Source organism: Sporolactobacillus sp. KGMB 08714, from assembly GCF_036598985.1.
GTDB lineage: Bacteria > Bacillota > Bacilli > Bacillales > Sporolactobacillaceae > Sporolactobacillus.
The window spans coordinates 85,126-111,260 of sequence record NZ_JAUUBW010000003.1; the positions used below are offsets into that span (position 1 = coordinate 85,126).

At 42.8% G+C, this 26,135-nt stretch carries 18 protein-coding genes; 13 read left to right on the forward strand and 5 right to left on the reverse strand.

Annotation, left to right across the window (positions count from 1 at the left end; all coding sequences use genetic code 11):
• Positions 1 to 456 precede the first annotated feature (456 nt).
• From Q6A92_RS02475 to Q6A92_RS02485, 3 genes are all read left to right on the forward strand, one after another.
• Positions 457 to 1,854 carry an APC family permease gene (locus tag Q6A92_RS02475; protein ID WP_332236929.1) on the forward strand — a complete coding sequence of 466 codons (1,398 nt, stop codon included), beginning with the start codon at positions 457 to 459 and terminating at the stop codon, positions 1,852 to 1,854.
• A gap of 26 nt (positions 1,855 to 1,880) precedes the next feature.
• Complete coding sequence (locus Q6A92_RS02480; protein ID WP_332236930.1) at positions 1,881 to 2,702, forward strand: carbon-nitrogen hydrolase family protein; 822 nt, start codon at positions 1,881 to 1,883, stop codon at positions 2,700 to 2,702.
• A 541-nt stretch (positions 2,703 to 3,243) separates the two neighbouring features.
• Positions 3,244 to 5,250, forward strand: a complete 2,007-nt coding sequence (locus tag Q6A92_RS02485; protein WP_332236931.1) for a S9 family peptidase — start codon at positions 3,244 to 3,246, stop codon at positions 5,248 to 5,250.
• 361 nt (positions 5,251 to 5,611) lie between these two features.
• Here Q6A92_RS02485 and Q6A92_RS02490 read toward each other — a convergent pair whose 3' ends face one another.
• Positions 5,612 to 6,400 (reverse strand): MurR/RpiR family transcriptional regulator, encoded by a 789-nt coding sequence (locus tag Q6A92_RS02490; RefSeq protein ID WP_332236933.1) that lies wholly within the window; start codon positions 6,398 to 6,400, stop codon positions 5,612 to 5,614.
• 117 nt (positions 6,401 to 6,517) lie between these two features.
• On the opposite strand from Q6A92_RS02490, the gene pfkB (Q6A92_RS02495) reads away from it, so the two are divergent.
• Complete coding sequence (pfkB, locus tag Q6A92_RS02495; protein WP_332236934.1) at positions 6,518 to 7,450, forward strand: 1-phosphofructokinase; 933 nt, start codon at positions 6,518 to 6,520, stop codon at positions 7,448 to 7,450.
• 6 nt (positions 7,451 to 7,456) lie between these two features.
• Positions 7,457 to 9,388: a fructose-specific PTS transporter subunit EIIC gene (locus Q6A92_RS02500; RefSeq protein WP_332236935.1), complete on the forward strand. Its 1,932-nt coding sequence runs from the start codon at positions 7,457 to 7,459 to the stop codon at positions 9,386 to 9,388.
• A gap of 316 nt (positions 9,389 to 9,704) precedes the next feature.
• Here the strand turns inward: Q6A92_RS02500 and pfkB (Q6A92_RS02505) are convergent, their stop codons facing one another.
• From pfkB (Q6A92_RS02505) to gabR, 3 genes are all read right to left on the reverse strand, one after another.
• Complete coding sequence (gene pfkB, locus Q6A92_RS02505) at positions 9,705 to 10,637, reverse strand: 1-phosphofructokinase (RefSeq protein ID WP_332236936.1); 933 nt, start codon at positions 10,635 to 10,637, stop codon at positions 9,705 to 9,707.
• 481 nt (positions 10,638 to 11,118) lie between these two features.
• A complete protein-coding gene (locus tag Q6A92_RS02510) occupies positions 11,119 to 12,726 on the reverse strand; it encodes an APC family permease (RefSeq protein ID WP_274399848.1) in 1,608 nt (535 codons plus the stop codon).
• An 87-nt stretch (positions 12,727 to 12,813) separates the two neighbouring features.
• On the reverse strand, positions 12,814 to 14,232 hold the full coding sequence (gene gabR / locus Q6A92_RS02515) for a MocR-like transcriptional regulator GabR (RefSeq protein WP_332236937.1): 1,419 nt from the start codon (positions 14,230 to 14,232) through the stop codon (positions 12,814 to 12,816).
• 100 nt (positions 14,233 to 14,332) lie between these two features.
• On the opposite strand from gabR, the gene gabT reads away from it, so the two are divergent.
• Both gabT and Q6A92_RS02525 read left to right on the forward strand, forming a co-directional pair.
• Positions 14,333 to 15,655 (forward strand): 4-aminobutyrate--2-oxoglutarate transaminase, encoded by a 1,323-nt coding sequence (gabT, locus tag Q6A92_RS02520; RefSeq protein ID WP_332236938.1) that lies wholly within the window; start codon positions 14,333 to 14,335, stop codon positions 15,653 to 15,655.
• 125 nt (positions 15,656 to 15,780) lie between these two features.
• Positions 15,781 to 17,154: an APC family permease gene (locus tag Q6A92_RS02525; RefSeq protein ID WP_274399851.1), complete on the forward strand. Its 1,374-nt coding sequence runs from the start codon at positions 15,781 to 15,783 to the stop codon at positions 17,152 to 17,154.
• Between the two features lie 471 nt (positions 17,155 to 17,625).
• On the opposite strand, the gene pfkB (Q6A92_RS02530) is transcribed toward Q6A92_RS02525, so the two are convergent.
• Complete coding sequence (gene pfkB / locus Q6A92_RS02530) at positions 17,626 to 18,552, reverse strand: 1-phosphofructokinase (protein WP_332236939.1); 927 nt, start codon at positions 18,550 to 18,552, stop codon at positions 17,626 to 17,628.
• A gap of 456 nt (positions 18,553 to 19,008) precedes the next feature.
• On the opposite strand from pfkB (Q6A92_RS02530), the gene Q6A92_RS02535 reads away from it, so the two are divergent.
• From Q6A92_RS02535 to Q6A92_RS02560, 6 genes are all read left to right on the forward strand, one after another.
• Positions 19,009 to 21,573 carry a sigma-54-dependent transcriptional regulator gene (locus tag Q6A92_RS02535; RefSeq protein ID WP_332236940.1) on the forward strand — a complete coding sequence of 855 codons (2,565 nt, stop codon included), beginning with the start codon at positions 19,009 to 19,011 and terminating at the stop codon, positions 21,571 to 21,573.
• A gap of 234 nt (positions 21,574 to 21,807) precedes the next feature.
• A complete protein-coding gene (locus Q6A92_RS02540) occupies positions 21,808 to 22,236 on the forward strand; it encodes a PTS sugar transporter subunit IIA (RefSeq protein WP_332236941.1) in 429 nt (142 codons plus the stop codon).
• Positions 22,233 to 22,712: a PTS system mannose/fructose/N-acetylgalactosamine-transporter subunit IIB gene (locus tag Q6A92_RS02545; protein ID WP_332236942.1), complete on the forward strand. Its 480-nt coding sequence runs from the start codon at positions 22,233 to 22,235 to the stop codon at positions 22,710 to 22,712. The genes Q6A92_RS02540 and Q6A92_RS02545 overlap by 4 nt, the downstream gene beginning before the upstream one ends.
• A 20-nt stretch (positions 22,713 to 22,732) precedes the next feature.
• Positions 22,733 to 23,500, forward strand: a complete 768-nt coding sequence (locus tag Q6A92_RS02550) for a PTS mannose/fructose/sorbose/N-acetylgalactosamine transporter subunit IIC (RefSeq protein ID WP_332236943.1) — start codon at positions 22,733 to 22,735, stop codon at positions 23,498 to 23,500.
• A gap of 3 nt (positions 23,501 to 23,503) precedes the next feature.
• Complete coding sequence (locus Q6A92_RS02555; protein WP_332236944.1) at positions 23,504 to 24,331, forward strand: PTS system mannose/fructose/sorbose family transporter subunit IID; 828 nt, start codon at positions 23,504 to 23,506, stop codon at positions 24,329 to 24,331.
• A complete protein-coding gene (locus Q6A92_RS02560) occupies positions 24,319 to 25,407 on the forward strand; it encodes a zinc-dependent alcohol dehydrogenase (RefSeq protein WP_332236945.1) in 1,089 nt (362 codons plus the stop codon). Before Q6A92_RS02555 ends, Q6A92_RS02560 begins: the two co-directional genes overlap by 13 nt.
• The last annotated feature ends 728 nt before the right edge of the window (positions 25,408 to 26,135 follow it).

Consider the following 26,135-nt stretch of genomic DNA (forward strand, 5'->3'; position numbering starts at 1 on the left):
ATTTAAGCAGCGAGCAATGAATGGAAAGAAAAAATATCCTTTCGTAGGTGATGTCAGACGTCTGGGTGCCGTTGACGGCTTGGATTTGTTCAGGCCCGTGTTTCTAAACTGCCCGCTCCCCCAAAAATGAATCATTGTTCACTTTGCGCGTGACTGTAGTTTATTTCTTTTGAAAGACGGAATAAATGGGGACTGCATTCATTTTTGCCGGCTCTGACGATCACGGATATCAGTTGCAAAAAGGGCCCGGCGTTGCTGAAGAGGGTTTAAACCAATTAAAAAATAGACGGTTCGTGCAACCGATAAGGCAGATGAAAACAATAAACAATTTGCAAATCACTGACAAACATTGATCTGTCATTTGAAAAAAAGAGAAATGATGGTTAACTCTGCAATATTGCGTTAGAAAATACAAGGTGCTGTTGAAGACAACTCTATCTGTCAGGGGATGAAATAATGAGTTATTCAATGGTCAATGCACCTTCAGAAAAAGGTGGACTCCGTTCACAATGTCTTTCATTCATCGAAGTTCTTGGCCAGTCTATCGCAAATATTGCTCCGACCGCGACACCGGCGATAACCATACCTGTTGTCTTTGCTACTTCCGGTAATGCTACATGGATCGCATATGTGTTTGCAACGTTAGCCATCATTCTATTAAGTCTGCAAATAAACATATTCTCTAAGCGTTCTGCCACAACAGGCGCTCTTTATACGTATATTTCAGAGGGTATCGGTTCCGCAGGCGGATTTGTTTCCGGGAGCGGCTTGGTGTTCTCTTACTTAGTAACCGGAAGTGCAGTGCTTTGCGGTTTTGCGAACTATGCAAATAATCTGCTGGCCTATGCGGGTATTCAGCTTTCGCCTGCTCTGATTATTATCATGGGTACCGCAGCGGCATGGTTTATGACTTATAAGGGTGTCGAACTTTCGGCCAAGGTTATGCTCGTTTTTGAAGCCATTTCTGTAATGCTGATCACTCTTTTGGGGATTCTCGTTTTGACTCATCACGGGTTCAGCCTTGGGACTTCCCAGTTTAATCTTAAAGGTGTGTCTTTTGACAGCCTAAGATTAGGGCTTGTTTTTGCCTTCTTCAGTTTTGTAGGCTTTGAAAGTGCGACGACTATGGGACGGGAAGCCAAAGAACCGCTGCGCAACATACCGCGTGCAGTCATTGGAAGCGGCATTTTCGTAGGAATATTCTTTGTGGCCATGTCTTTGATCATGGTCATGGGTTTCGCAGGCAGTAAAACCTCGCTGGGTGAATCAACCGCGCCGCTCACTTATCTTGCACAGCAAAGTCACGTTGGCATTCTCGGATTTTTAATTTCAATAGGCGCTATGGTCAGTTTCTGGTCTTGCGGCGTGGCTTCCATAACGGCTGCGGCCAGAGTCATGCTTCATATGAGTCATGAAGGATATTTGCCGGATGCCGTAGGCAAGTGCCACAAGATCAACAAAACTCCGTATGTCGCCATCATGGTTTGTTCAATTGTCGTAGGAGGCCTTCCTGTTGCCTTGGAATTGCTCAGAAGTACAAATATGGATGTGTACAACTGGACCGGGAGTATGGCTGTTTACGGATTTTTAATTAATTATCTGCTCGTGACGGTCTCAGCGCCTCTTCTTCTTTATAAATTAAAGGAACTGAAATGGCCCCATGTTGTCACGGCAGTACTTTCGTTTATCTTACTGTGCATACCGCTGATCGGAAGTGTTTACCCCTTTCCTGCATTCCCGATGGCCGTATTGCCGATTGTATTTCTTGGCTGGCTGATTATTTCTCTTGTATTTTACATTTTTGTTAAGCAGCACATGGGTCTGCAAGAAAATCCGAATACGGAACAAATATAAGATTCTACAATTTTGGGGGGTCACTTATGAAAGTGAACGTGTCTTGCGTTCAAATGGAACCGGCTATGTACCGCGTAGATGAAAACATCAGCAAAATGGAAGGTTATATCGATACGGTAATGATCGAACATCCGGAAACGGACCTCATCATTTTCCCCGAACTTATCACATCAGGATATGAATGTAACGAAGAGTTCCATGCCCTTGCTGAAGTAGTACCGTACGGCAAGAGCATGAAACGGATAGGAGCGCGTGCCAAGAAACACGGGGTTCATGTGATTTATGGTTTTCCAGAACAGGATACCATTCTAAGCGATGTTCTGTATAACTCTTCGGTCTTCATTGACAATAATGGAAACGTATTGGGCGTTTATCGAAAGGTTCACCTTTTTGGAAATGAGAAAACTTATTTTCGTTCTGGCTGTGAATACACCCTAATCAACTCATCAATTGGAAAGATAGGAATGATGATCTGTTATGATACATCATTTCCCGAAGTAGCGAGGACTTATGCCCTTCGCGGTGCCGATCTTCTTGTGATTTCTACAAATTGGGAAAAACCGTATGAAGCGGACTGGGATCTTGTTGCTAGGGCACGGGCAATAGACAACATTATCTATATTGCGGCAGCAAATCGTGTTGGCTTCGATACGACGCTCGGATTTTTCGGAAGAAGCAAAATTATTGGTCCTCTCGGTGAACCGATTAGAGAACTGAATGAAGAGAAAGAAGGATACATTTCTGCGCCACTTGATTATGAATTGCCGCTTAAATTAAAATCGGGCTATTACACTATTTTTAAGGACCGTAAACCGGATACGTACAGTATGGTTTGCGAGAAATACTAGAATGATCGATCGGGCTAATTCGAAAACGGCAGCTGCGGATGGCTCATTTTACAGAGCCAAGTATGTGAATTGGGCAGGAATTATACAGTGCGCACCACCTGATAGATTTTGATTCGTAGAATGGACGAACATTTTTTTGCTGTTCTCTCTGCATGTTTTTCTTAATGGCATTTGTGAATGCCAACCGTTATGATATTCCTCGATTAATGAATAAAAGGAGCCGCGCATTGGGTGGGGTGGAATTTTCTCTTCAATAATTCAGGACAACGGCAGTTGGCAAATGATCAAGAACTTTAATTGAAATAAATGTTATTGCGAAATAATTAAGAAGCATATTAAAAACAAAAAAATTATATAAGCAATAAGAACTGTTTTGTTCAACAGGCCCATCATAGGTGGTTCTTATGACGGGCTTGTTGAGCAGATCCGCTGAATCACAGCCGCCAGGAAAAGCCTGCCTGTTCCAATCAGTAATAGATTGAGAACAATTCCATTTATTTTTTTAAAAGTCTATAATGATTAGAAAACAAGGAGGATTAATATGACAAAGCGCTTAATAACGGCTGAAGATCTGGTCCAGTTTACTTTTGCGGGTTCGCCGGTGCTGTCTCCCGACGGGAAAAGGGCTGTGTACGTTGTAACAAAGGTTGACAAGGAAAAGAATGGTTATGATTCCTCGCTCTATCTTGCAGATGGTTTGTCGGAACCCAGGCGGCTGACTTTTGATTACATGAGCGACAAGCAGATCAAAAATCATAAACCCAGTTTCTCAAAAGATGGGCGGTCCGTTTACTTTTTGTCCGACCGCAGCGGAAAGAGCCAGGTTTGGCGATTGTCTCTGGACGGCGGCGACTCGCAGGTCCTGACAGATTTCAGCGAGGAGGTTACGGATTACCTTTTGTCTCCCGATGAATCTGTGCTCGTCTGCCAGAGTTCTATTAAAGATGACAGAGAAATTGAAAACGATGATGTCACGGTCGTCGCTAGGCTCCGTTATCTGGCAAACGGGAAAGGCATCCTCTCAGCAAATGAAGCACTATTCCTCTTTAATCTTCAAAATCATGAAAAAAAGCTGCTGACAGATAAAACACGGAACGCCTGCAATCCGGCTTTTTCTCCCGATGGAAAAAGGCTGTATTTCTGCCAGACTAAAGCCGAACCGGATAAGACAGATTATCTTTATGATATTTACAGCTTTGATTTTGAGACGAATAAAACCGCTCTTTTCTATAAAGCAAAAGGGGATGTCGACGATCTCCAGGTTTCACCTGACGGACACAGAGTTGCTTTTGCAGGCAATGAAGATGGGGAATGCAGTCCGGAGAATATCGGCATCTGGCTTCTTCAGGAAACGGGCGGCCCGGCTGAGAATCTGACTGAGTCTGAAGAGTGCTCGCTCGGTAATTATGTGGGTACCGATGTCCGGTTTGACGAAGGGCGGTCCGTTTTTGTTTGGAATGATGACGGACAGTCGCTGACCTATCTGGTTCAAAACGGCCCTGCCGCCGGCTTGAAGAGAATCGGCCTTGACGGCCATATTTCCACTGTATATTTCAATGAAAAAGAAGTCATTACCTCATTTGATTCAAAAAATGGAAGGATTGCTGCTGTCGTTTCCAGCGTCTCGTCCACCGGCGATCTTTTCTTGATCAATAGCGATGGAGCGGCAAGGCAGGCAAGCGATCATAATCGCCGTTTTTTGGACGGACTGGACCTTTCGGAGCCTGTTCCGTTTACCTATAAAGCGGCAGATGGTCTGGATCTGGACGGATGGGTGATGTTTCCGCCTGATTCAGTTCAAAAGGAGAAAAAAATACCGGTGGTTCTGGAAATCCATGGCGGTCCGGCCGCTGCGTACGGTTATTCATTCGAACATGAATTCCAGTGCCTCGCCGCGGAAGGCTATGCGGTTGTCTTTACGAACCCGCGCGGCAGCCAGGGATATGGTGCCGAATTCTGCGCCGGCTGCTATGATGACTGGGGACGAAAGGATAAAGACGATATTCTTCGCGGCCTCGACTATGTGCTGGATCATTTCCCGGCCTGCGACCGGTCGCGCCAATTTGTAACCGGCGGAAGTTACGGAGGATTCATGACCAACACAATTGTCGGGACGACAGACCGATTTACTGCGGCCGTCACACAACGATCCATCTGCAATCTCTACAGCTTTTTCGGAACGAGCGATATCAGCTATTATTTTCTGAAGCGATACTTTAACGGTGCGGATCTTTGGACGGATGAAGAAAAGTTGATGAGCTTCTCGCCGATTCGCAGGGCTCCGCATGTGACAACACCGATTTGCATTATTCACAGCGAAGAAGATTACCGCTGCCCGATCGAACAGGCTGAACAATGGTATATCGCTCTCCGCCGGCTCGGGGTCGAGACACGCTTTGTCCGTATTAAGGGAGAGAACCATGAACTGTCAAGAAGCGGCCGTCCGGAGAACCGTCTGACCCGCCTTCATGAAATCATTAACTGGTTTAATAAGCACCATGCAGGAGACTTCTCTGCAGATCAGGCCAATACAATAGTTAAGATTTGACATCCGGGATGCAGATGTCTTTTCAGACAGCGGCCGGCTGATTCCCGCTCTGAGGGTTTTACAATGGAAAGTATGCGGATCATGCTTTGTCCGGGAATTGGGCGACATCGGGAATATCACATTCAGGGCGATTGATTGTTGGTCTGTAGGATGGACGACGATGTGTCCGTCCCGATCGTATCCTGTACCGGCACTTAGCAGATCGGTTTGGAAAATAGAAAGGCGCCATAGGAGGAGAACCTGCGGCGTTTTTTTAGGGTGTGCGTTCTTCTTAATTAGTGCAGCACCGGTGTTATAAAATAGATTGGGCAAGAGAAGGTTCATTAAAAAAGCGGGCATCAGGTGAGAAATGGTGTTCCGGCTATTTTTCCTTTTGCTGAGTACGAATGACGTATGCATCCATTAAAATGCGGGCGATAACCATAATAGGTAATCGTGAACGGACTTCATAATCAGGAAAGTATGACATTCTTGATTTATAGCCTATCAGGGACAGTTCTGACAAAGCGCAAAGCGGGCTGTTTCGATTAGTGGTAATGGTTACCGTGCTGACTCCGTTGTTTTTGCAGTTTTCAGCAGCTTCGACCAACTCTTCCGTTTTTCCATTTAAAGAAATGAAAATGACCAAATCCTCGACTGGAATCCGCTTGCTCATTGTCCGGATGATATTCGGGTCGTCATGCATCTCGCTGTATTTTCCGATAAGCTGCAGCTTTATTAACATTTCTTTTGCGATGAGTTCCGATAATCCTCTGGCAAATAACATAATTTTTTGGGAATGAATCATCTTTTGTATGGTGTCTTCAATTGTTCCGCGATCAAGCATCCGCAATGTTTCTGCTACTTCGCGTCTATTCTTTTCCACGGCTTCTTTAATCTTCTGATCGACATCTTCAACATTAGTAAAGGACATATCTTTGGCGTATTCCTCTTCAAGCTTGAACTTAAAGGAGGTAAACCCGCTGTATCCAAGCTTTTGCATGGCTCTGACGATCGTGGCCGTTGATACATTTGCCTTCATGCTTAATTGGACAATGGACAGGCGGGAAACCCGCTTCAGATTTTTAGTAATGTAGTCAATTAAATATTTCTCGCTATTACTTAACGAATCGATCCGTTCATGGATTCTTTCTTTAAAAGTAAGCGACATGATTTATTAACTCCCGCTATTTTGTAAACACTTACGTGTAAGTATAGCATAATAAGAAAATTTTTTCGTTCAGGTTGTGGGATATTTATTAATGGGGGGCGCAGAAAGGAGGATAAGATGATCTATACATGTACGATGAATCCTGCAATCGATTCATTTTCAGAATTTGACGAATTTAAACCTTTTATTGTGAATCGAAGTAAGTATGAGGATTATCAGGCAAACGGAAAAGCCATCAACATTTCGCTGATACTAAAAAAAATGAATATTGACAGCATCGCGACGGGCTTCCTTGGGGGTTTTACCGGAGACTTTATTGAAGCAGCGCTGAACAAACAGAATGTAGGAACAAAATTTATTCATACTGAGGGGATTACACGTATTAATTCATTTATCAGGGCAGGAAATCTTGAATATAAGGCAGTAAATCATGGATCGCCGATTTCCGGCAGGGATCAGCAGAAATTATTAAATTTCATTTCCAGCCTTCAGAAAAATGATCTTTTATTTGTTTCCGGTTCGCTGCCTAAAAATGTGAAAGATGAAATTCTTATTAAAATTGCACGATTCTCCCGGGAAAAAGGTTTTTCACTGGTGCTTGATGTCAGCTCGGGAATCCTTCTTGACTGCCTTCCTTATGGACCTGAGCTGATTAAACCAAGTGATGAGGAGCTGATGTCTTTATTGAACAGTCAACAGAGCACAGATCATGAAGTGATTCAGGGGGCGGGCAAATTACTGGAAATGGGGGCCAAAAGGGTGATTGTCTCAAGAGGGGAAAGGGGAGCGATTTACCGGGATCATCACCATATCCTGTCTGTTAATGCCCCTGAGGGACGGGTCATCAACACAGCATGTTCCGGAGATACGATGGTCGCCGCATTCATGGGATCGCTCATTCAGGGAAAAACCGTTTCCGATGCCCTAACTTTCGCCTCGGCGGCTGCGTCTTCGACCGCTTTCACTGCTGGCTTAAGCGACTTAAAAGATGTTCCTTCCTTGTTAAAACAAATTCATATTAAAACAATAAAAAATGAAAGTGAGGTTTGAGCAATAATGTCATATAAAATTATTGCGGCAACCGGATGCCCGACAGGAATTGCCCACACGTATATGGCACAGGAGGCACTCCAAGAGGCGGCAAAGAAAAGGAATGTATCAATAAAAGTTGAAACTCACGGACAAAGCGGAGTTGAAAATGCACTGACGGAAAAGGAGATAAAGGATGCCGAGGGAGTGATCATTGCTGCGGATATTGATGTGAATCCTGATCGATTTGCCGGCAAAAGAGTTATTAATGTTTCCGTATCTAAAGGCATGAAGGATGCAGAGGAACTTGTTGATGCCATATTAAATGATTCAAGCATCCCTGTATATAAGGGAAACGGACTGGAAAATGCCACATCCGGATCATCCGGTGAAAACATTTCAAGCGGATTTTGGCATACACTGTACATTCAGCTTATGAATGGTGTGTCCCATATGATCCCGGTTGTTGTGGCCGGTGGTGTTATGCTGGCCGTTTCTTTCTTCTGGGGAATTAACTCGGCAGATCCGAAAAGTTCACAATATAATCAGTTTGCCTACATGCTGAATACACTCGGCGGCATGACGATGAATCTGATGGTTCCGGTCTTATGCGCTTATATTGCTGAAGCGATCGGAAAACGTGCAGGTTTGATCGCTGGTTTTGCGACAGGTATGCTTGCATTTACAAATGGAACCGGTTTCCTGGGCGGGATTGTCGGCGGTTTTCTTGCCGGGTACGTGACTGTTCTGTTGAAATATCTATTTAAAAAAGTTCCAAAACAACTTAACGGGCTGAAAGAAATTTTTATCTATCCTTTGCTGGGCGTGTTCATTTCGACTGCTATTATGTGGTTTCTCTCATCGCCAATGAAGGACATTAATCAAGGCATGATGGCTTTTCTGAAAGGCATGCAGAACTCGGACCCGATTATTCTCGGACTCATCGTCGGAGCTATGGCGGCGTTTGACTTCGGCGGCCCGGTGAACAAAGCGGCTTACTTAACCGGTGTTGCCCTTCTCGGCCAGGGAAATTTCTATTTTATGTCCGGGGTCTCAGCAGCCTGTATTGCTCCCCCGCTTGCGACAGGTTTTGCCGTTTTATTGAATAGAAAAGCCTATACCAGTGAGGAAAGGAATGCAGGTTATGTGAACTTTCTGCTGGGGTCTACGCATATTACGGAAGGAGCCATTCCATTCGCTGCCAAAAACCCGTTCCTGAATATTCCATCATTCATGATTGGATCGGCCATTGCAGCCATTCTGAGCTACGCGACGAAGATCAGTGATCCGGCACCTCATGGCGGTTTCATCATACTTCCGCTCGTAAACCATCCGCTATTATGGGTGCTTTGGATCGTGATTGGCGCTCTGGTATCCGGAATCCTTCTGGCTTTGTCTGCAGGGAAACAGGCAAGAAAAAATGCTGTGCTTAATCAGCCCGCTCATACTGCCGATTTTAAAAATAGTACCCAATCAGTCAGAAATTCCCTGAATTTGGCCACTCCAGTGACCGGGCCCGATCCGGGAAGCATTCTCAAAAAGCAGAATATCGAATTTGACGTTGAGGCTAAAACCCGGGAAGATGTTCTAAAATATCTGGCCGATTTAGCTGTCAGGAATCAGGATGCTGTGGATTCAGAGCCTGTATACCAAAAATATCTGGCAAGGGAACAGCAAGGATCTACAGGGATGGAAAAGGGCATTGCTATCCCGCATGCTCAGGATGCCGCAATAAAAAGATCCAGTATGATGATATTGAAATTAAAAACACCGATTGAATGGCAGACGCTGGATGGAGGGAAAATTGACACGGTGATTTCATTCCTTATTCCGGAAAATAGTGCCGATCATCTTAAATATTTGGCCAATGTATCTAAACTGCTGGCACATGACCATTTTATTAAACAGTTGAAAAACGCTCATTCAAAGGAAGACATTCGTAAGCTATTTAGTTTATGAGCAGATAATCTATGGGAGCGCTTCAGCTGCAGTTGAAAATGCAGGACATTATAATGATCTTTTTAGCCGAAAGGGAGATGCTGCCTTTCGGTTCTTTTTGCAGGCCACAATCCGAAGATAATTATGATAGGAAAGGAGAAATGTCCGCATCTCGAACTTCTCCGGACATTTGTCGCTGAATGATAAAAGCACTTTTCTTGAGCAGTGTGTACATTTCCAGAAATTCCCTTTGATCTTATTCGGACTTGTTTGGATTTCCGGCAAAAGGGGTGTTGGTTCAGCAAGTCCTGAATAGACAACTGCCTTCCGGATCGTATTATCTCTCGATCTTTTCTATATGCACTTCATGAAGCAGTTTTTTATAATCGTCCAGAATGACGTGCGCCGTTTCAAAGGTCATGGCATTGGCGGCGGACAGGGCGATCGATTTTTTCAGCATCTCTTCAGGCGGAAGCTGTTCGGACAGCGAGACGCTCAGCGATGCAACCATAGAATCGCCGCATCCGAGCGTACTTTTTACTTCAATATCCGGAGCCTGTCCGCGCCAGACGCCGCTGTCGCAGATCAGCATGGCACCGTCTCCGCCCAGAGAAACGAGGATATAAGGAACTCCTTGTCTGACAAGCTGCTGACCGAAAGCGATTATTTCCGCGTCATCGGCCTTTTCCCTGCCCATTAATTCAGTTATTTCTTTACGATTCGGTTTGATCAGGTCAGGCTTTTGATCAACTGCCAACTTCAGCCATTCTCCGGATGTATCGACAATCACGCAGCGGCATGAATGTCTGGCCGTGCGGACCAGATTGAGAAAATAATCTTTGTCGACGCCGGCGGGGACGCTGCCGCAGATCGTTACAGCATCACTTGCCGAGGCGAGTTTTTTAAACTGTTCCATCAGGGATGCACACTCTTCATGGCTGACCGATGGACCCGCTTCAAGCAGCTCGGTCCTTCTGCCGCTTTTTTCAAACAGCTGGATGTTCGTCCGTGTCGATTCCTTGATTCTAATAAAATAATTGTCGATTTTCTCATCTTTAAAGCAGCGGACAAAAATACCGGCCACATCGCCTCCCAGAAAACCCGTGGCATTAACCCGGCGGTCCAGATCACGAAGGACCTTTGCGACATCGATGCCCTTGCCGGCTGCCGATTCGGATAAAAGCCGGGTACGATTTGTGTCGCCAACGGCCAGTTCGTCGGTTGCAAGCAGTTGATCGAGTGCGGGATTCAAGGTGACAGTGGTGATCATTTTTTCATCCCCAGTCTGATTTTATTGGCAAGCAAAGAAATTGCCTTCTTATTATGGGCCGATGATTGAGTAAATATTGGATTATACGAATATCCTTTTAGCTCATTTTTCTGCTGTGCCGTCAAATGGTGTCCGACTTTTCCTGAGACCGTTCATCGTTCGAAAGCCGGAAAATCATTCCGCAATCAATAAATTTCCATAATGATTTGATAGCTCCGAATAGAGGACGACCGAAAAACTGCGCGTAATGACCGAAAAACCGCATGTAACAACCGAAAAACTGCACTTGGCGACCGAAAAACCGCGCGTAATGACCGAAAAAATCGCTGTGACGACCGATAAATCGTTTCTAACGGTCTCATAATCCTGGCATACAATTTTCCAGTATAAACAGGTTGACTTTGTCCTTTTCTACATAAAAAAATATTTTCGATAGGATTATCCGCGGACCGATGGCAGGCCTGTCCGATCAACGATGATTTTAACCTAATTTCATGTCCTTATCTCCCGCTGCTGCGTCGTCCGTTTCGTCTGCCGCATCGTCAAAAATCGCTTTCGGCAGGCAGGTATGGGTGCCCCAGTAATAGGCTACGAGTGAAATAAGTGCGACGGTCAGAAAGTCCCACGGCTGCTGCAGTATCCCGATCCCGCCGAAAATGCCGAAGTAGGAGGCGGCCATGATCGCGGCATAGTAAAAGATCAGCCAGAGGGAAGATTTGACTTGCTGCTGAATCGTTACTTTATCCGTCGGGACTGCTTTTCTAAATAACAGATAGATGACGAACATCGCTATTTGCGAACCGAGCAGCCAGGAAAGGTTACTCCAGCCGGACCAATAGACAATCAGTGAAGCGATGATGAATGAGAGCGGCCCGATGACCGACATCCCTTTTAAAAAGAACGGACGCGGCAGATCGGGTGCATTTCTCCTGAAGGAGGCGGCGGAGACCGGAGCGATCGCATAGCTGAGAATCAATGCGGCGGAAACGACCCCGACTAATGCCTCCCAGGAAGGAAAGGGCAATGTCCAGAAGATGGAGAGGATAAAAGAAAGCCAGAGAGCCGGACGGGGAACGCCGGATTTTTTATCTATCTTCGTGAATATCTTGAACAGGGTCCCGCTTTTTGCCCATCCGTATACGACGCGGGATGATGCCGACATGAAGATATTCCCTGTACCGGTCGGAGAAATAATGGCATCCGTGATGATAAAAAAGGTCAGCCAGGCGAAGCCGAGACTGATGGCGATATCGCGGAACGGAAGACTGAATTTGTTTGAAATGTCGGTCCATCCGGATGAAAGTATGTTCGTCGGGATGCCTCCGATAAAAGCAATCTGAAGAAACAGATAGACGATCGTCGCCAGAACGGCGGACAGGATCAGGGCAATGGGAATGGTTTTCTGGGGATTTCTGGCCTCGCTTGCCACGGAAACAATCGGCGTCAGGCCCAGATAGGCAAAGATGATCCCGCCCACGGAGATGGCCGACTGGATTCCGGATAATCCGAAAGGCGCAAAGCCTTCGACCGTAAAATTATGAAGCTTTATCTGCGACAATAAAACGACAATCGTCAGTAACGGAACCACAAATTTGAAGAGTGTAATAATGGTATTGGATCTGGCGAAGATTTTAACACTCCAGTAATTTAAAACAAAAAATAAAACGAGCAGTATAAATTGAAACAGCCATCCGGCAACGGTCGGAAGAGTGGATCCTTTCTGAGTCAGAAAGGGGATCCAGGAAGCAGTATACTGGCGGGCTGCCTCGACTTCAATTGCAACCAGGCTTGAATTGGCGATCAGCGTGATAAATCCGATAAGATAGCCCATTATCGGTCCGTGAGAATATACCGGAAAACGGACAACGGCGCCGGCCCGCGGCAGAGATGCACCGAGTTCGGAGAAAACCAAACCTAACAGAAGAATGGCAAAGCCGCCGATAACCCATGACAGGATACCGGCCGGACCCGCAATTGAGGCGACATGGCTGGAAGCGAACAGCCATCCTGAACCGAACATAGAACCGAATCCAATAAAAGTAAGGTCGGACAACGTGAGTTGCCGTTTAAATTTTCCTTGATCTGACAATGATTTCACCTCTGGATAGTCAATACCTGCGTCTCTGATGTTTCATTTTCAAATGCTGGGAAGTCCGGAAACAGATTTCGTTTGTGATTATCCGTAAACGGCGCGATAAAGTCTGTTTACGCCTTCCTCAATGTTCTCTTTGGACAAATTAGCGAAGCCGAGAATAAATCTCGGTTCCCGGTCGTTGATGCAGCTTCTCAGGAAACATCGTCTTAAACTGTATAGTTCAAGCTTTTCCTCATCTGCCCGTCTGAGTATGGCGTCGACAGTTTCTCCGCTCTTAAAGGCAGACATAAAATGAAGCCCTGCATTTGCTCCATAAATCGTGACATCATCGCCGAATTTTTTTCCCAGTTCCTCAATCAATCGCATTCGCCGTTCCGAATAGATCTGTTTCATCCGTTTGATATGCTTCCGATATTCTCCTGAATCAATGAATTCCTGCAGGGTCAATTGTATGAGTGCACTGCACGTCTGCATAATAAAACGGGATTTTTCCCTGAACGCTTTCAGTAAGCGCTGGGGCAGCACCATATAACTGATTCGCAGACCGGGAAGCAGTGATTTGGAAAAAGTGCCGATGTAGATCACTTTGTCGAAAGCGTCTAATCCTTGCAGCGATGGAATCGTGTCGCACTCGTATTTGAATTCGCTGTCGTAATCATCTTCAATGATAAAACGGTTTTCTGAACGTGACGCCCAATTTAATAGTTGAATGCGCCGGGATATCGGCATGACGATGCCTGTCGGAAACTGGTGCGAAGGCGTAATATAGAGCACATCGGGATTGATCCGGTTGATTTCATTCATTTTAATGCCGCGGTCATCCAGTTCAATTGTCCGTACATCGGCATGCTGCATCGTTAATAATCGGTAGATTCTTTTATAGCCCGGCTCCTCCATCGCGAAGGTTGCATTTTGAAAAAAAGATTGGCGGAGCAGCTGAACAAGCACCTGAGTTCCTCCGCCCAGGACAATCTGTTCAGGAAAGCACTTCACGCCCCGGGTGACCGATAAAAGTCGGCTAATGGTGCGGCGGACTGAATAGATACCTTGAGGAAAACGGGACGGGTCGTCGCTTAGTTCCGTTCGTCTTGATCTGAGCGCCTTATGTTCGCAATTCAGCCAGCTGTCAAAAGGGAAGCAGGATCGGTCGGCGGACATATGGGAGAATGACAGCCAGTCTTTTCTTGAATCAGGCGATTCGGCAAGTTCAGGATTCAAAGCTCTTGAAGAGCCGAACGGGACCGGAAGCGTATCAAGCTTTTCTACATAAAAGCCGCTCCGCTCTTTTGCATAAATATAGCCCTCGGCAAGAAGCTGCTGATAAGCACTGTTCACCGAGTTGACGCTGACTTTTAATCCCTTCGCAAGGTCGCGCTTTGAAGGCAACTTCTCATGAGGCAAAAAATGATGCAGCAGAATTTCCTTTTTCAACTGCCTGTAAATCTGTCGATAAATATAATCACTTTTCCGGTCGGCTGATCGCATGTTTAAAGTTAACATAGAATCAACTCCTGACACCAAAGAAAATTGAAAATTGATACTTTACATAATACCAATAATTTATAAAAATATCTATAAAAAGGTAGGGGGGATTTAAATCATGAGTATCAACAACCTGGAGAAGATATCGACAAAAGAATGGCAGGATAAGCGCGATCGCTACGTCGCTGCGGCAATCGGCAACGGAAATCGTCATATTGCCGCTAAAGCAGACGGGGCGATTATTACAGATATTGACGGCAACCGCTTTATCGATTTTGCCGGAGCCATCGGTGTTCAAAATGTCGGGCACTGTCATCCCAAGGTTGTGAAAGCCGTCAAAAAACAAGTGGATGATTATATTCATCCGGGATTCAACGTTATCATGTATCCGTCCTATATTGAATTATGTGAAAAGTTATGCCATCTTGCTCCGGGTTCGTTTGCCAAAAAAGCCCTGTTATTGAATTCCGGTGCCGAAGCAGTAGAGAACGCGGTTAAAATTGCCCGCCGCTACACGGGCCGTCAGGCAGTTGTTACGTTCGACCGCGCCTTTCACGGACGGACCAATCTGACAATGAGTATGACCAGCAAGGTCGTTCCTTATAAATTCGGTTTCGGCCCGTTTTCATCGGAAACGTACCAGGCGCCTTATCCTTATTATTATCGGAAGCCGGAAGGACTGAGCGACGAGTCATACGATCAGCAAATCATTGATGCGTTTGAATACTTTTTCCTGAGTACGGTGGCTCCTGAATCCGTAGCCTGCATCGTCATGGAACCGGTGCAGGGCGAAGGCGGATTTATCATTCCTTCCAAGCGATTTGTCACGTACGTGAGAGAATTCTGCACAAAGCACGGTATCGTTTTTATCGCGGATGAAATTCAGGCCGGTTTTGCCCGGACGGGGAAAATGTTCGCGATCGAAAATTTTGATTGCATTCCGGACTTAATGACGGTGTCTAAATCGATCGCTGCCGGATTTCCGCTCAGCGGTGTCGTCGGCAAGGCAGAAATCATTGATGCGTGCGATATTAAAGGATCGCTCGGCGGCACCTATTGCGGCAGTCCCGTTGCCTGCGCCGCTGCGCTGGCTGTGCTCGAAATTATTGAGGAAGAGCGGCTTGCGGATCGGGCGGAAAAGATCGGCGCGGCCATTGAGCGAAGGGCACTTCAATGGAAGGAGCATTTTTCATTTGTCGGCGATGTCAGACGTTTGGGCGCGATGGCGGCTGTCGAATTTGTGAAAGACCGGGCATCCAAAACTCCCGACAAAGAGCGAACGGACAAAATTGTACAGTTTGCCAATGAACACGGATTGCTTCTGCTGAATGCCGGGCTGAGAGGAAACTGTATCCGCTTCCTGTCGCCGCTGACAATTCCTGAAAATGAGCTGTACGAGGGCCTTGATATTATAGAGAAAGGCATGGAATCCGTGCAGTAATTCCATAAAGAAAACTGTGAGGATCCGGCTCAGTACGGATGACGCAAACAAGGGTAAATAACTAGCCTCAAAGGACAAGCTGATGGGTGTGCTAAAGCTTAACTTGATAATTTGAGGTGAAAAAAATGGATTCGGAACATTTATCCTTTAAACCGACGCTGAAGTTGTATCAGGTTGTTTTATTTGGACTGGCCTATATGGCGCCGATGATTGTCTTCGGCATTTTCGGCGTGATTGCACAGACAGCACAAGGACTTGTCGTACCCGCCTATTTGGTTTCTCTTGTCGCCATGCTTTTCACTGCTTTCAGTTATGGACAAATGGTTAAAGCCTTTCCGACTGCCGGATCCGCTTATACGTATGTCAGAAAATCGATCAGTTCCCATCTGGGCTTTTTAGTGGGATGGGCGATTCTGCTGGATTATATTTTCATACCGATGGCTATCTGGCTGATCGGAGCTTCCTATTTAACGGCCATGTTCCCTGCCGTGCCGACATGGGTCTGGATTCTCATTTTCATTGGCATCACTTCTATTATAAACATCATTGGCATTCAGGTCGCCACCAACATAAATTTCCTGATGATGGCTTTCCAGTTTCTTGTTATTGCCCTCTTTGTTATTTTGAGCATTCGCAGCCTTCTCGGAGGGACCGGAGCAGGTGCGCTCTGGTCGGTAAAATTGTTTGCCGGGGACGGGAATGGCTCTCTGTCCGCAGTGCTGGCCGGTGCATCGATTGCCTGCTACTCTTATCTGGGATTCGATGCGATCACGACGCTGACTGAGGAAACCATCCGTCCCGAAAAGACAATGCCGCGCGCTATTCTTCTGACAACTCTGATAGGGGGAATAATCTTTATTGCCGCTTCTTATTTTTCACAATTAGTACATCCGGATTATCTTCATTTCAGCGATGTTTCTTCCGCAGGCCTGGACATTGCAAAAGAAATCGGCGGAAATCTATTCAGCGCGCTGTTCCTGGCCGGACTGATTATTGCGCAATTTGCTTCGGGCTTATCCGCCCAGGCCAGTGCTTCGAGGCTGATGTACGCCATGGGACGCGATGGAGTTTTCCCTAAAAAAGTGTTCGGCACCCTGAGCAGAAAATTCGGCACGCCGATGTTTAACATCATCTTAATCGGTATCCTGTCATTGCTGGCCTTGACCATGACAGTGGCAACGTCTACATCGTTCATTAACTTCGGTGCCTTTTCAGCTTTTACTTTTGTTAATATATCTGTATTTTCCCACTACTTTGTTAAAAAAAGGGAAAGAGGCGCAAAAGCTTTTTGGAAATTCCTGGTCTGTCCCTTAGCGGGAGCCTGCTGTACCTTACTATTGTTAATTCACCTTGACCGCGCCGCATTAACGCTTGGCCTTTCCTGGCTGGCTGTCGGCTTTGTCTATTTGCTGGTCCTGACAAAGATGTTTAAAAAAGAGCCTCCGGAATTGCGCTTCGATGCGGAAACAGACAGCTATTCACATGATCTGGCGAATTGAAGTGCCGTGATAAAGGTGCGGGAGAAAAAAGTTGTCATGAAAGCCAAAGAGACAACCGTCGCAAATACGTATAGGAGAAATCCATATTCAGATAATTAGGATGCAGCGATAAGATTGAGAGCTTTTGACAATTTTGTTATCAACCGGATTATAATAAACGATTCCATTATCATCGAGAATCTTGAATTTTTTAGAAAGTAAATTAAGCACATGGATACAAAAGTTGAAAGGATTATTCATCAGGATTGGATTTAGAAGTACCCAGGAGATTGACAAAGCTGGACTGTAATTTTTTCAAAGATCGAATATCGATTGTATCCATAATAACAAAACTCTCTAACGGATAAGAGCAATATAAAAAAGACATCCCTGACCAAAGAATCAAAATACGGGAGATGTCTTTTTTTGATGGTTAATTTGACGGTTAAATTATAGAATACTGTTGAAACATCCTCTGAGCTGATAGAATACTCATTTTATACTTTTTAAATGAATTTGTTTCATTAATTCAGGTACATCATCCAGATTACTCAGGCCTGACGTAAAGGCTGTTGATGAAGCTGCAGCAATTGCAAATGCTAAAGACTGGGAGACTCCCTTTCCTTTTATTCTTGAACCGACAAAAGTAGCCAACATGGTGTCTCCAGCACATGCCGTATTAATAACCTCTCCTTTTGGTGCACTGGAAATTATCGTATGTTTATTGTCCAGATAAACCGCTCCCTTAGAGCCGCGTGAAATGATAACATGTTGGGCTCCCATGTTAAGTAACTTTTGAGCACCCTCAAACACGTTATTTTCATTTGAAAGATAATCAGAATTGACACCCAAAAACTCTGCGAGTTCTTCATCGCTGGGTTTAATTAATTCAGGTGCATAAGGCAGGCAGGCCAGCAATGTTTTAGAACTAATGTCGAGTATTAATGAAAATCCCTTCTTTTGCGACAACTGTGCGATCTTGATGAGCATGCTTTCATCAACATTTCGCGGCAGTGAACCTGAGACAAAAAGGCTGTCCTTTACATCCAATTTGCCGATAAATTTTAAGAGTTCTTGTTGAGCTTCCGGACTAATCTTGGGCCCGCGGTTAACAGCCTTATATTCTAATTTATCCGCATGAATAAACGTATTAATTCTTGTAATTCCTTTGTTATGAATAAATGCAATTTCAATTCCTTTTTCTTTTAGTGTCGTTTCGATATACTCTCCTGAGAAACCACCCAGAAAACCTGTAGCTATACTATCGATGCCCATCTTTTTCAACATCAATGAAATGTTAATTGCCTTTCCGTTAGCTTGATATTCCTCATAATAACTACGATTGACGACAAAAGGATCAAAGTTTTTAAACTCGCAAAATAAATCTATAGCCGGGTTCATTGTACATGTGACTATCATTTATTTTCTCCACCTTCCTTTGTTTTTAGTATCTCATCATCAATATGTAAGGATTTTCCGATCATGATATAATTAATGTAAGGCTTTACATTTCTCGAAGGGACGGTTTTTGTGGTATCGATAATATTTGCAAGTTCATGAGCCTTATTGTGAAATAGAGAGAAATTAAGGAAAAGGTGCGAAGACGATCACACTTATCACGAACTTGAAAAGTCTGCTTTGCAATCTATTGGAGATATCAATGGTTGGTATTAAGTCTCAAATATTATTTTTCCAGATGGTATACTCACACCTTCCGATTATATAACTAAAGCTATACTGGATGCATTGGCTAAATACATAGATAAGGAAAATTTAGTTGAGATAACCAAATGATCAATGATGAATTTGGTTGATTGCATCTGAAGTTAAGGCTGTGAGAAGATTTGAGACTATAAAATGTGTGAGGTATAAAAAATGAAAACGCGCAAAGAGAGGGTATTAGAATTTGTTAAGGAGCACACAAAAATTAACCTTGATAAGATAATCATTGAGGGAGTGACGACAGATGACGTATCTAAAATGCTCTCTATTGATCGGACAGGGGCAAGCAGAGTTCTAAACGCCTTAATTAATGAGGAAGCCATTATAAAGGTAAAAAGTAAGCCTGTTTTATATTTTGCTGATTCTAAATTAAACATTAAGGGAAGACATGTATACCCTTCAAAAGAAGAACTGTTTTCAGATTTTTTTGGTAATGGGAAAGATAACGGATTAGAAAATAAATCAAGAGAAATACACTCATCTGTTTTTGAAAGTTATATCGGCAGTAAGGAAAGTTTAAAATATCAGGTTAATCAAGCGAAAGCCGCTATCCTTTATCCGCCGAACGGATTGCACACATTAATCTGCGGACCGACGGGAGTAGGAAAAACCACTTTTGCAAGACTCATGTTTGATTATGGGGTGGAAATGGAAAGATTTTCAAAACACGCCCCTTATGTTGTTTTTAATTGTGCAGATTACGCTGGAAATTCACAGTTATTAATATCGCTTTTATTCGGTTATACCAAGGGAGCATTTACAGGTGCAACTGAGGAAAAAAAAGGATTAGTTGATCAGGCGAATGGAGGGGTGTTGTTTCTGGATGAAATACATCGATTACCTCCTGAAGGTCAGGAGATGCTGTTTTCTTTAATTGATCGCGGTATATTTAGACGCTTAGGAGAAACATCAATCAGCCACGAATCGAAAATTATGATTATTGGTGCGACGACAGAGAATTTATCCGAAACCATTTTAAAAACATTTATTAGACGGATTCCAAATGTGATCTCTATTCCAGGACTGTCAAAAAGAACAATTTATGAGCGCTATGTTCTGATTGATACTTTTTTCGCGAAAGAATCACAAAAAATTAACGCTTTTATTCATGTTTCATCTGATGTGATCCAATTCTTATTGACTTATGATTGCTCAGGCAATATTGGTCAATTAAAAAGTGATATTCAAATGATCTGTGCCAATGCATTTGCAGATTATGTTATAAACAATCTGAAAAAAGTTAATATTGGATTAAATTGTCTGCCGAATCACTATGATCATTTAGTTGACGAAATAAAATCAAAAAATAAAAAAATATTAAATAATATAAAAGAGGATTTAATCATAAATGAGTTAATTTATAAGAATGGCGAAAAAATAAATCAGAACGAATTATATTCAAAAACACCGCTTGAGCAACCACATCTTTTTATGGAACAGCATTTTTATAAAAATCTATTAAAGAAATACGAATCCTTTTTTTCACAAGGTGTATCTGTCGATGTGATTAAGGAACGGATGAAAGGGGAATTGGAACATTTTTTTAATGTTCAATTATTAGGGAAAAAAGAGATGGACAAGCAGGCCCTGACAAAAATTATTTCTCCAAAAGTTTTGCATACTGTCGAGAAAGTTTTTAATTCATTGCAAGATTTTTTTCCTGGATATAATAAAACTGTTGTCTACAATGTCGCTATGCACATAGAGTCCGTGATTAACAGAATACAATCAGGGTCTTATCACGGCAGAAGTAACATTAAAATCGATAATGAGCAGGAACATAAAGTTGCTGCCATTATTAAACAATGCATTGATAAAAATTTAGGGTTTAAATTGCCTTTTCAAGAGGCAGTATTCCTTGCTATGTTCATTACATCAATTAAGGAAGCTAAACAACAACATCAAAATATTGGTATTCTGGTCCTTGCCCATGGCGATAGTACGGCAAGCAGTATGGCTCAAGTTGCAAATGAGATATTGCATGTCAATCATGCCCGAGCACTTGATATGGCCTTAAATGATAATGTAGATAGGGTATTAAGGCAGGCAGCGGGACTTGTTAGAGAAATCAATTGCGGAAAGGGTGTTCTGCTTCTTGTAGATATGGGTTCATTGACAAACTTTGCAGATGCTATATTTAAGATGACACAGATACCAACGAAAATGATAAAAATGGTCAGCACACCTATTGTTATAGAAGCGACTCGAAAATCACTATTTCCTGCCATGACCTTAAGTCAGTTGGTTAATGAAGTAGAAAGAGCAAGTGAGTATATTGGCAATTCATACGATATAAAAAAAGTTTATAACGCTAGGGACTTAAATAGAGAAAATGATGAAACCCTATCAATCGCTAAGGAAAAATTAATTAGAACGCTGGGATCAACGCTTGTTTTTTTAGATGCTCATAAAGCCTATGATGTTCTGAACGAGGTTTTATGCTATATTGTCGATCAATTAGGTATTCAACTGCATGAAGATCTGATTTATAAATTCCAGTTTCACTGCATGAGCATGCTGGAAAGAGCTCTGAGAAAAGAGCCTCTGATTTATAAACGAATAGAAACCATTAAAAAAGAAAATGCATTATTGTTTAAGATTGTAGAAGACGGATTACAGCTTGCAGAAGATACTTTTGGTTTTGAGATTGCAGATACTGAAATTGCTTATCTTGTGGATATGTTACAGCCCTATCTTGAAAATGAACAAAGAGCCTGAATAGAATCAGCACAGATCAATTAACTGTGCTTGACACACTTTATTAATATCGGCACAGAATAATCAAAAACAAAGGACCGCGAAATAAGTTCAATTATTTCCGGTCCTTTTTTCTTATTAGAATCGTAAAATTATGCGTTTTATGGAAATGTGCACACATAAATTCATATCTGGCATTGAAATTGCTTAAATAAAAAATGTAGAGATGTGGAGTACGAAAGGAGGAGTGAAAAATTGATCGGTATACTTATCGTTACACACGGATCGCTGGCAAAAGGATTTAAGGAATCAGCCGAATTAATTGTTGGAAAAATTCCGAACCTCAAGATCATCGGTCTTTACCATGAAGATAGTTTTGTTCAACTAAAGTTGAATGTCAAAAAGGCAATTGAGGAAATGGATACAGGGGACGGTGTTCTTGTTCTTACAGATTTATACGGCGCCAGTCCTTTTAATGCATCAGCGATGAACAGTAAAGACCTATCTCCGGAAAAGTTTCGTTGTATAAGTGGACTTAATTTGCCTATTTTGTTGGAGAGTATTATCGCCAGAAAAGATATGAAATTATCAGATCTGGCAGGACACTTGCTCAAAGTTGGAAAAGTGGGAATCAAAGAATTATTTGATGAGTTGTCATTGAAGGAAAAGAGTGAATTAAAATGAAGAATATTGTATTTGTCAGAATTGATGATCGGCTGATTCATGGGCAGGTTATGACAGCATGGGTGCATAACAAAAACGCAAATGAAATTGTGGTTATTGACGATGAGGTAGCAAATGACGATTTTTTAATCATGATTATGAAGTCTGTTATTCCTGAAAATATAATGCTTAAAATTTTATCCTGTGATACTGCGGCTTCGTATTTAGAAAAAGATGATCCAAATATAAATAATCGCATTATTGTTCTTGTGAAGAATCCCAAAACAATTTATAGATTAATTCAAAAAGGCGTCAAACTAACTCATTTAAATGTGGGCGGCATGGGGGCAACAAAGGAAAGAAAAAAACTGTTCCGGAACATCGCTGCCACTGATGAAGAGAGAGAATTATTTAGAGAAATAATTAAAGAAGGTGTGAATGTTGAAATTCAGGTCATTCCTGATGATAAATCAGTTGATATTAATAAATATTTATAAATAACTGGGAGGGAAGAACAATGAGCGTTAATTTGCTTCAGGCTTTTTTGATTGGAGTGGTCTACTATCTGGGAATTAACGGGACGCCATGGTTAAGTCTTTTGGGAAGTACAATAATGAACCGTCCTTTGATTTGCGGCACTCTTGTCGGCATTATTCTAGGGCACCCAATAGAAGGATGTATTATCGGAGCGGCAATCAATTTGCCTTATCTGGCATATATATCAGCCGGAGGAACCGTGCCCATGGATCCGGGACTGGCAGGGACTCTTGGCACAGCTTTGGCGATTATTGCCGGGGCGACTCCTCAGGTAGCTGTTTCTTTAGCCGTTCCGATCGGTTTATTGGGAACAATCATTTGGATCGTTCATATGACAGTGGATATCAGTTTTTTACACATGGCTGATCAAGCTGCAGAAAAGGACAACATTCGAAAATTAAACCTTATTCAAATGTTTCCACCACAAATCTTTTTATTCATTATTAGCGTGATACCAGTTTTTATTGCGGTATATTTTGGATCGGGGATTGTATCAGAAATGTTGAATTCTATAAAAGGAACACCATTGCATATTCTTCAAGTTATAGGCGGGGTTCTTCCTGCTCTAGGAATTGCGATGATTCTTAAAGCTATAAACCGGAAGGGAATAATCTTATTTTTCTTGATTGGATTTATTTTGGCAGTATATTTCAATCTTCCAATCATTATCATCTCCGTGATAGGCGTTATTATTGCCTATATCTATACTGAACTTTCCTTCAAGAACGCGAATAAAGGGGAGGCATAAATAATGGATGGACAAGGACAGCAAATCAAGCTTACAAAAAAAGACGTTGCAAAATCATTTTGGCGTTGGACCTTTTTCTCTCATTCCAATTATAATTACGAACGCATGCAATCAACGGGTTTTACACATGCAATGATTCCGGTGCTGACTAAATTATATGGCAATGATAAGGAAAAATTGTCGAAGTCTTTGCAGAGACATCTGGAATTTTTCAATACGGAACCTCATTTTGGCGGTGTAATTGGCGGAATCAGCATTGCGATGGAAGAACAGAAAGCAAACGGAGCACCAATTTCCGGACAAATGATCAGTTCTGTTAAGACGGGTTTAATGGGACCTCTTGCAGGTGTCGGAGATACTTTATGGCAAGGAACTATTGTTCCGATCTTACTATCATTTGCAATCAGTATTGGTTCCAAGGGTAATTTACTAGGCCCGGGTTTATATATTGTTGCCATGTTTTGTATCATGTGGACGATCGCCTATCAATTATGGATGCGAGGTTACTATTTAGGTAAGGAAGGGATCATGAAGATACTGGCTGGGAACATGCTGAAAAGAGTACTGACGTTGTCCCAAATTCTCGGCGGGATTGTTATTGGCGGGTTAACGGCGACATTTGTTAAATTAAGTACACCTTTGAAAATCCATGCCGGTACAGCGACTATTTCCGTTCAGCAGGGGGTATTGGATGTCCTATTTAAAGGAATGCTCCCGTTTGCAATGACACTCTTAGTTCTCTTTTTACTGAATAAAAAACTTAAATCGACTTACGTTTTATTAATAATCGTATTAATTGCAGGTATCGGAGCCGGATTTTGGATATTTTAAAAAAATCATTAAAGGAAGCGTTTACATTGGCTGAATTAATGAAGGCTGCTATTTTTGAAGACGTTGGAAAAATAACTGTTAAAGAAATACCTAAACCCGTTGTGAAGTCCGATGAAGTTCTGGTTCGGCTAAAAACATGTGCGATCTGTACATGGGAACAAAGAGTCTATCAGGGCATAAACAAAGTTGCATTTCCATTTATAGGAGGACATGAAGAAGCCGGAGTCATTGTTGAGATCGGCAATGACATTGACAGAAAACTTTGGAGTGTTGGCGATCGAGTAGTCGTTGGTCTGCTCACCTCCTGCGGAGAATGTACGAATTGCCGAATAGGTGAAGAAGGAAGCTGTGAAAACTTTAGCTATGAAAATTTTGTAGGCGGCTTAAATATCTCTGGTATGGGCGGTTTTAGTGAATATCTTTCAGTTCCTATAAGCAAATTGTTTAAAATAAAAGGAAATTTGCCATATGAGATTGCTTGCCTGACAGAGCCTCTATCATGTGTTGTCCATAGCATCGAGAGAGCACAAATCCGACTCGGAGAAAATGTGGTTGTTGTCGGCGCAGGAATTATGGGCATGTTTCATGCAGTGTTGGCCAGACAGCAGGGAGCGAGGGTCATCGTCATTGAACCAAACGAGAACAGAATAACAAAATTACATGAACTTGGTTTTGAAGAAGTTATCGATCCAAAATCAGTGAATAGTGTGGATGTCGTCAAAGAATTAACGGACGGCAGGGGTGCTGATGTGGTCCTGAACACTGTTGGTATTTCATCACTTGCGGAAGAATCTATAGCTATGGCTGCACTTTATGGAAGAGTGATTTTATACAGTTCCTATCATCCCGATGAACCCATCACGATTAGTCCGAATACTTTGCACAGAAGAATGACCAAGCTGATGGGCAGTGCCAATTCAAATACGCGGGATTTTGAAACAGCATTGACATTACTAAATGACGGCATCATCAAACCTGAACCGTTTATCGCCGGAACAGTAAAACTGGATGATATTGAGCATGGGATAAAAACAGCGATTGATCCCAATAAATATCGAATCATCGTAGAACTTTAACATAGGCTTGACATTGTTATTTGGAGAGAAATCAATTCCTCTCCATTTTTTTCCTTCCTTTCGTCATGAGCAAGCAGCGAGGTAGCTTATTTTAATTGGCATATCTTTCGGAAAAATGATCTTTTTTTCCCTACTCACAGTGGATAGTCAGCAATAGAAAACGAATTGATTATGGACAGCTTGTCCATTGAACGGTGCGGGCATTAAGGTAATTGACGCGCTGTCTTGTTCTAATTCATATTCTGTACGAAAAAATTTTCAGATCACGGTACAATTATCGTAAGGCTTTATAGATCGGATTCGAGATGTCGCCCCCTTGGCTTCTTTGTTCATAGCCTATATAAAGTGGAAAAGCTCAAATTTTCCGATGTGGAAATAGCGGATTATAAAATAAAAGAGGCTATTTTCAAGAATGAAAGGGGGGTGACCCAGACCATACAAATGCTGGATAGCGGAACCATCGAGGATAATAACGATCAAGTTTCAGATTCTGGGCAAGTACAGTGAGTTGCTTGATTATCCGAACATTATTCGCACCATCAGCAATCAGTATTAAGAGTTTGATTAATCTCGTTAGACGGGAAAACGGAGAGCTGATTTGAAGCGGCTGAAAATTGTATAGTCAATGAAGTCAGTAATATCACACTGACAACAAATCGGGAGAGCCTGCTGTTCCGTTTGTCAGAGATTAACTTTGTCGGCTATAAATCTGAAATCTCTTATTTTTC

Bases quoted from the DNA above. Each gene is read 5' to 3' on its own strand.
- Q6A92_RS02525 (WP_274399851.1), top strand. From the start codon at position 15,781: ATGGATTCGGAACATTTATCCTTTAAACCGACGCTGAAGTTGTATCAG.
- Q6A92_RS02475 (WP_332236929.1), top strand. From the start codon at position 457: ATGAGTTATTCAATGGTCAATGCACCTTCAGAAAAAGGTGGACTCCGT.
- Q6A92_RS02490 (WP_332236933.1), bottom strand. From the start codon at position 6,400: ATGTCGCTTACTTTTAAAGAAAGAATCCATGAACGGATCGATTCGTTA.
- pfkB (WP_332236936.1), bottom strand. From the start codon at position 10,637: ATGATCACCACTGTCACCTTGAATCCCGCACTCGATCAACTGCTTGCA.
- Q6A92_RS02550 (WP_332236943.1), top strand. From the start codon at position 22,733: ATGAGCGTTAATTTGCTTCAGGCTTTTTTGATTGGAGTGGTCTACTAT.
- gabR (WP_332236937.1), bottom strand. From the start codon at position 14,232: ATGTTAACTTTAAACATGCGATCAGCCGACCGGAAAAGTGATTATATT.
- Q6A92_RS02535 (WP_332236940.1), top strand. From the start codon at position 19,009: ATGAAAACGCGCAAAGAGAGGGTATTAGAATTTGTTAAGGAGCACACA.
- Q6A92_RS02480 (WP_332236930.1), top strand. From the start codon at position 1,881: ATGAAAGTGAACGTGTCTTGCGTTCAAATGGAACCGGCTATGTACCGC.
- pfkB (WP_332236934.1), top strand. From the start codon at position 6,518: ATGATCTATACATGTACGATGAATCCTGCAATCGATTCATTTTCAGAA.
- Q6A92_RS02555 (WP_332236944.1), top strand. From the start codon at position 23,504: ATGGATGGACAAGGACAGCAAATCAAGCTTACAAAAAAAGACGTTGCA.
- Q6A92_RS02545 (WP_332236942.1), top strand. From the start codon at position 22,233: ATGAAGAATATTGTATTTGTCAGAATTGATGATCGGCTGATTCATGGG.
- gabT (WP_332236938.1), top strand. From the start codon at position 14,333: ATGAGTATCAACAACCTGGAGAAGATATCGACAAAAGAATGGCAGGAT.
- Q6A92_RS02485 (WP_332236931.1), top strand. From the start codon at position 3,244: ATGACAAAGCGCTTAATAACGGCTGAAGATCTGGTCCAGTTTACTTTT.
- pfkB (WP_332236939.1), bottom strand. From the start codon at position 18,552: ATGATAGTCACATGTACAATGAACCCGGCTATAGATTTATTTTGCGAG.
- Q6A92_RS02500 (WP_332236935.1), top strand. From the start codon at position 7,457: ATGTCATATAAAATTATTGCGGCAACCGGATGCCCGACAGGAATTGCC.